General features: G+C 68.1%; 4 protein-coding genes. 3 read left to right on the forward strand and 1 reads right to left on the reverse strand.

The annotated features are described in order from the left end of the window. Nucleotides 1-563: 563 nt before the first annotated feature. The 3 genes from CM1CMNOD_RS23515 to CM1CMNOD_RS21420 all read left to right on the forward strand — a co-directional run bounded on the left by CM1CMNOD_RS23515 (nucleotide 564) and on the right by CM1CMNOD_RS21420 (nucleotide 2678). Nucleotides 564-1037, forward strand: a complete 474-nt coding sequence (locus CM1CMNOD_RS23515) for a hypothetical protein (protein ID WP_043602858.1) — start codon at nucleotides 564-566, stop codon at nucleotides 1035-1037. Between the two features lie 274 nt (nucleotides 1038-1311). Beyond that, nucleotides 1312-2043, forward strand: a complete 732-nt coding sequence (locus tag CM1CMNOD_RS02820) for a sulfite exporter TauE/SafE family protein (protein ID WP_258165220.1) — start codon at nucleotides 1312-1314, stop codon at nucleotides 2041-2043. A 413-nt stretch (nucleotides 2044-2456) separates the two neighbouring features. Beyond that, nucleotides 2457-2678 carry a hypothetical protein gene (locus CM1CMNOD_RS21420; RefSeq protein ID WP_139342130.1) on the forward strand — a complete coding sequence of 74 codons (222 nt, stop codon included), beginning with the start codon at nucleotides 2457-2459 and terminating at the stop codon, nucleotides 2676-2678. A gap of 173 nt (nucleotides 2679-2851) precedes the next feature. On the opposite strand, the gene CM1CMNOD_RS02830 is transcribed toward CM1CMNOD_RS21420, so the two are convergent. After that, complete coding sequence (locus CM1CMNOD_RS02830; RefSeq protein WP_013872160.1) at nucleotides 2852-3865, reverse strand: polysaccharide lyase; 1014 nt, start codon at nucleotides 3863-3865, stop codon at nucleotides 2852-2854. Nucleotides 3866-4280: the final 415 nt, after the last annotated feature.

Below are 4280 nucleotides of genomic sequence, written 5' to 3' on the forward strand. Positions count from 1 at the left end.
TGACAGGTCCGGGCAGGTGTGGGCGGGCGCGGATGGGTGGGGCGCGTGGGGCGGGGTCACGAAGCCCGGGCCCTGCCTGCGGCGCCATGCGGTGGGAGCTGCCACGGGCCTGCGCACCCTCGTTGCCGGCGGCCTCAGATGCTCTTCGCCGGCCGGCCATGGACGCTGTTCACCCGAGGAAATGATCGTGGTGGACGTCTGCGTCAGCGGCGGATCCGGAGATCGACATTTTCGACTGGCCGCCTTGATCGCCAATTGTCGATCCGGCGGCCCGGCGCCAAAGCTCTATCAGGTTGTCGGCTTAAGTGGTACGGTCAGCATCCTTGGCACGCTGTCTCAGTACCTCGTCTCAGTACTCTGTCCATGCTATCGAGTAAGGATGCGCTCGCCGCTACCTCACGATGTTACGCTCCAGGTCTCACCATCGCCGACGCGATTCCCCGGTCGCGCCGATAATGCGACTCGCGGTTATTTCAGGGGCTGCCGCCTTCGTGGTCGGCGGGATGGGGTTCATTTCCTTATCGGACACGACTGACACATCACCGGTCGTAGCGGGGCCGATCGTGGCGGGCTCCGCGCCGTCCGGCGCTGCCGTCCGCCCGGACACCGGCAGGGAACCCGCCCACGTCGACGATCAACTGTGGGCGCCGTCGTATCCGGGTCAGGCCTCCCCGTATCCGGCAGGTCCGACAGGCGTCCCGGGCGGCTCCACGGTCGCGGTCAGCGCGCTGACGCCGGGGCAGCCACCGGCGGCCGGCGGTGGCGTCATCACGCCGCGTCTGATGGCAGCTGAGCCCGCCTCCGCGCAGGCCCAGGGTGGCGGATCCGCGCCCGCTCCCCCCGCGTCTGTCGCGGGCAGGACCGCGGTGGCTTCTTCACCCGCACCTGCCGCGCCCGCGCAGGCGAAGAGCACCCCTGCCGCGGCGTCCACCCCGAAGCCCACTCCCACGCCGACGCAGCAGGCCGCCCCGCGGCAGAACTCGTGCCCGAGCCTGCTCGGACTGCTGCGGCTCTGCCTCAACGTGTCGCTCGGCTGATCCTCCGCCGTCCGGGTGTCTGATCCGGATGGCGGAGTGACCGTTCAAGCCACGCCGTGTCCCTCGTGTCGCTGCTGCCGTCGCGGCCTGGACGGCACGGGCACGCGGATCGGGTCACAGCCGGTTCACGGAAAGATCTTTTTTGCTTCGGAGCGCATATCCTGGCAGGTATGCGGCAAGGTGTTCGGAAGCGCCCACTTCGTGTCGACGGATCAGATGGGCCGACCGCCCGGGTGCGGGCCGCCCGCTGACAGCCGCCGACTCCCTGACGCTGATCGTCTGCGGCGTACTGGCCGGGATCACCTCGACCGTGGCCGGGCTGGCCTCCGTCGTCTCCTACCCGACACTGTTGTGGTTCGGGCTGCCGGCGGTGCAGGCCAACGTCACCAACACGGTTTCTCTGGTCTTTGTGGCGGTCGGCGCGGCCATCGGGTCGCGCTCGGAGCTGGCGGGGCAGTACCGGCGGCTGATGCGGATGGGCCCCGTGAGTCTCGCGGGTGGGGTGACGGGGGCGCTGCTCCTGCTGGCGAGCCCGGCCGGCGCCTTCGAGGCAGTGGTGCCCTGGCTGGTGGCCGGCGCCGGTGCGCTGGTGCTGTGTCGGCACCGGTTGATGAGCCCGATCGGAGGCGGAGGCCTGCTGGATGAGCGGGGGCCGCCGCTGGCCGTCGCGTTGTTCGCCTCCACGGTCTACACCGGCTATTTTGGCGCCGGCGGTGGGATCATTCTCTTTGCGGTGCTTGGCGCTGCCATACCCGAACCGCTCCCGCGGGTCAACGCGATGAAGAACGTGCTCCTGGGGATGCCGAACGGGGTCGCCGCGGCGGCCTTCACGGTCTTCGGGCCGGTGTACTGGCCGGCTGTGCCGCCCCTGGCCTGCGGCCTGTTCATAGGCGGCGCGCTCGGCCCGGCGATCGTACGGCGGCTGCGGGTGGGAGCGCTGCGGCTGCTGATCGGTGTCGCGGCCATCGGGTTCGCGGTGAAGTTCGCCGTGGACGCCTACCTGTGACGTCCACGGGAGCGACGTCCCTGAGAGCGACGTCCCTGGGACCGTGCCCGGAGCGTCGTCTCATCAGCGGCGGAGAAACACCGGCGGGCCGCGCCTGGAGACCACCGGTGTTCTCCTCGCCACCAGCGCCACCAGCGCCACCAGCGCCACCAGCACCACCAGCGCCACCAGCGCCACCGGGTCCCTTTCATACTTTTTGGACTGTACGTAATCATATGCCGGCTGTATGTGATTTAACTGGCTTTTGTCGGGGCCGTCTGCTCGTACGGAGGTGCCCGGCGGGGCGTGTTGAGTCTCGTTGCCACGCTCATAGGAAAAGGTTGCGCCGTGGTTGGCCCATTCTGGGACAGGATGACCGGGTGCCGATCCGACGCCAGACTCCGTCAGGCCGCACGCCACGACGTGCCCAGCCGATGTTGCCGTTGCCGGTCCGTAACGCCGGCCAGCCGATCAGGAAGGGCGACACGCCTGTGACGGCGACCTGTGGTGGCTGCAGCGCCCAGTGGAGCGACCCGGAGACCACGCACTGCCGGGTCTGCCATGCGACCTGGCAGAACGTGCAGGGTTTCGACGCCCATCTGGCGGACTGCCAGCCGCGCCTGGCCACCCGCTCCGGTCGTGGTGGCCGGAGGTAGAACCTTCTCCCAGCGGAGGACAGCCACTCGTTGGGGTGGGTGACACGGAACAACGGAACAGAGGACGGCCGGATGCCCTCACGGGGGCTCTGTCCGTCCGTCCGTTCAGGGGTTGTCGGGCTCGGACCCCCGCCGCGCCGGGCCTGGAGCAGCCGGGAACGCGGCCCGAGGTTTCAGTCCGGAGGGTCGGGAAGGGGACCGACCCGTTGGGCGCCGATGGCGAAGCCGGCGAGGTCGATACTGGTGTCCGTCTTGGGGGCGAACGAACGGTCACCGCCGCCGTACACGACGGAGAACATGATGCCGCCGATGCGAAGCCGGTCGGAAATACGCGGGTTGTACCTGTGTTCTTTGTGTACTTCCTGGTTGTTGATCCAGACGACGAGGAGCTCCTGGGAAAACTTATCGGAGCTCATGCGGACGCCATGCTCGACGCAAATCCATTTACCGGGCTCCCACATCCACTTCTTCTTGCCGACCATGGCGATGGGGTCGTCCGGCCGGGCGGTGTTCGAATAGATTAGTCCTTCACCTCCTTTACGCCAGGCGAACCGGCTGGCGTAACCATCCTGGTAGTCGTTGGTGCGCTCCTTGGACGCTGGCTTGTACAGGACCCCGAAGAGCCCGGGGAGCTTTCCTCCTTTATTGAAATCGAATTTCTCCGGGAATCGCAAATAATAACGCAGGTATAGTTCTTCTGTCGGCTGGTCCTCCATGGCCAGGAAGAGTTGGCTGCCACCGTAGGTGTTCCCGTCGTTGTAGACCTGCCGGTCGGCGTCGTCGTTGACCGAGCCGGCCGGCAGCGCCACCCGGACCAGCCGGGGGAAGCGCGGGTTGTCCGAGGGCGGGATCTGCGCGCGGTCCAGGCCGAACGTTGCCCGCTGCTGCGGGACGAGGCCCTTGCCGAAGAAGTCCGCGGCCCCGTTTGCCAGAGTCGGTGGCGGCCCGGTCGTGGGAGGAGGGGTGACCGCGTCGGCATCTGGCGGAAGCACCTCGCTGGCCGGGTCGAAGGTGTTGTCGGGCCGGGAACAGCCTGCCGCCGCCGCACCCAGCAGACCGAGGGCTGACCCCAGCACGGCCCGCCGGGTCCGGCCCGGCCGGCCCGGAAGAATGATCCCGTCATCGGTGGGCCGGGAGGGTTGCGAACCAGGGACTCTGGGCAGGTACAATCCGTTTCTGTCGTTCATCCACCGACTCCCGCTCGTGCGCCGCTGGGCTGGGGGGTGATCTCAAGAATTCTCCGGGTCACGATACACTGTCCGCTCGGAGGCATATCGGTGGGTCACTGTGGCCGTCGGCTGTTGTGGTCCTTTTGGGGTCGGGTCCATTGGGCGCCGAGCCCCGATCTTTATCCGGGGATCGTGCGCCTGCCGTCGTCCGCGTTTTCCGGCGGAAAATCTGTCGCCGTTCCGGCCGGTAATTGTCCGTATCGTTTCGCTTGCCAGGTGGTGGTCCCGGCGCGAACGGTGGCCGGGGTGAACGACGGCGACACGACGACGGCGTGCTGCTACTTTCCGCGTTGAATGCAGCGCGGCCGGGGCCAGGGTGGCCCACCCGCTGCCGGCCGGTCGATGACGGTCATGGACAGGAACGGGCGGGAGT

The organism is Protofrankia symbiont of Coriaria myrtifolia (genome assembly GCF_900634755.1).
In the GTDB taxonomy this organism is placed as follows: domain Bacteria; phylum Actinomycetota; class Actinomycetes; order Frankiales; family Frankiaceae; genus Protofrankia; species Protofrankia coriariae.

Coding starts and splice junctions, on each gene's coding strand:
- CM1CMNOD_RS21420 (WP_139342130.1), top strand. CDS start 2,457: ATGTTGCCGTTGCCGGTCCGTAACGCCGGCCAGCCGATCAGGAAGGGC.
- CM1CMNOD_RS02830 (WP_013872160.1), bottom strand. CDS start 3,865: ATGAACGACAGAAACGGATTGTACCTGCCCAGAGTCCCTGGTTCGCAA.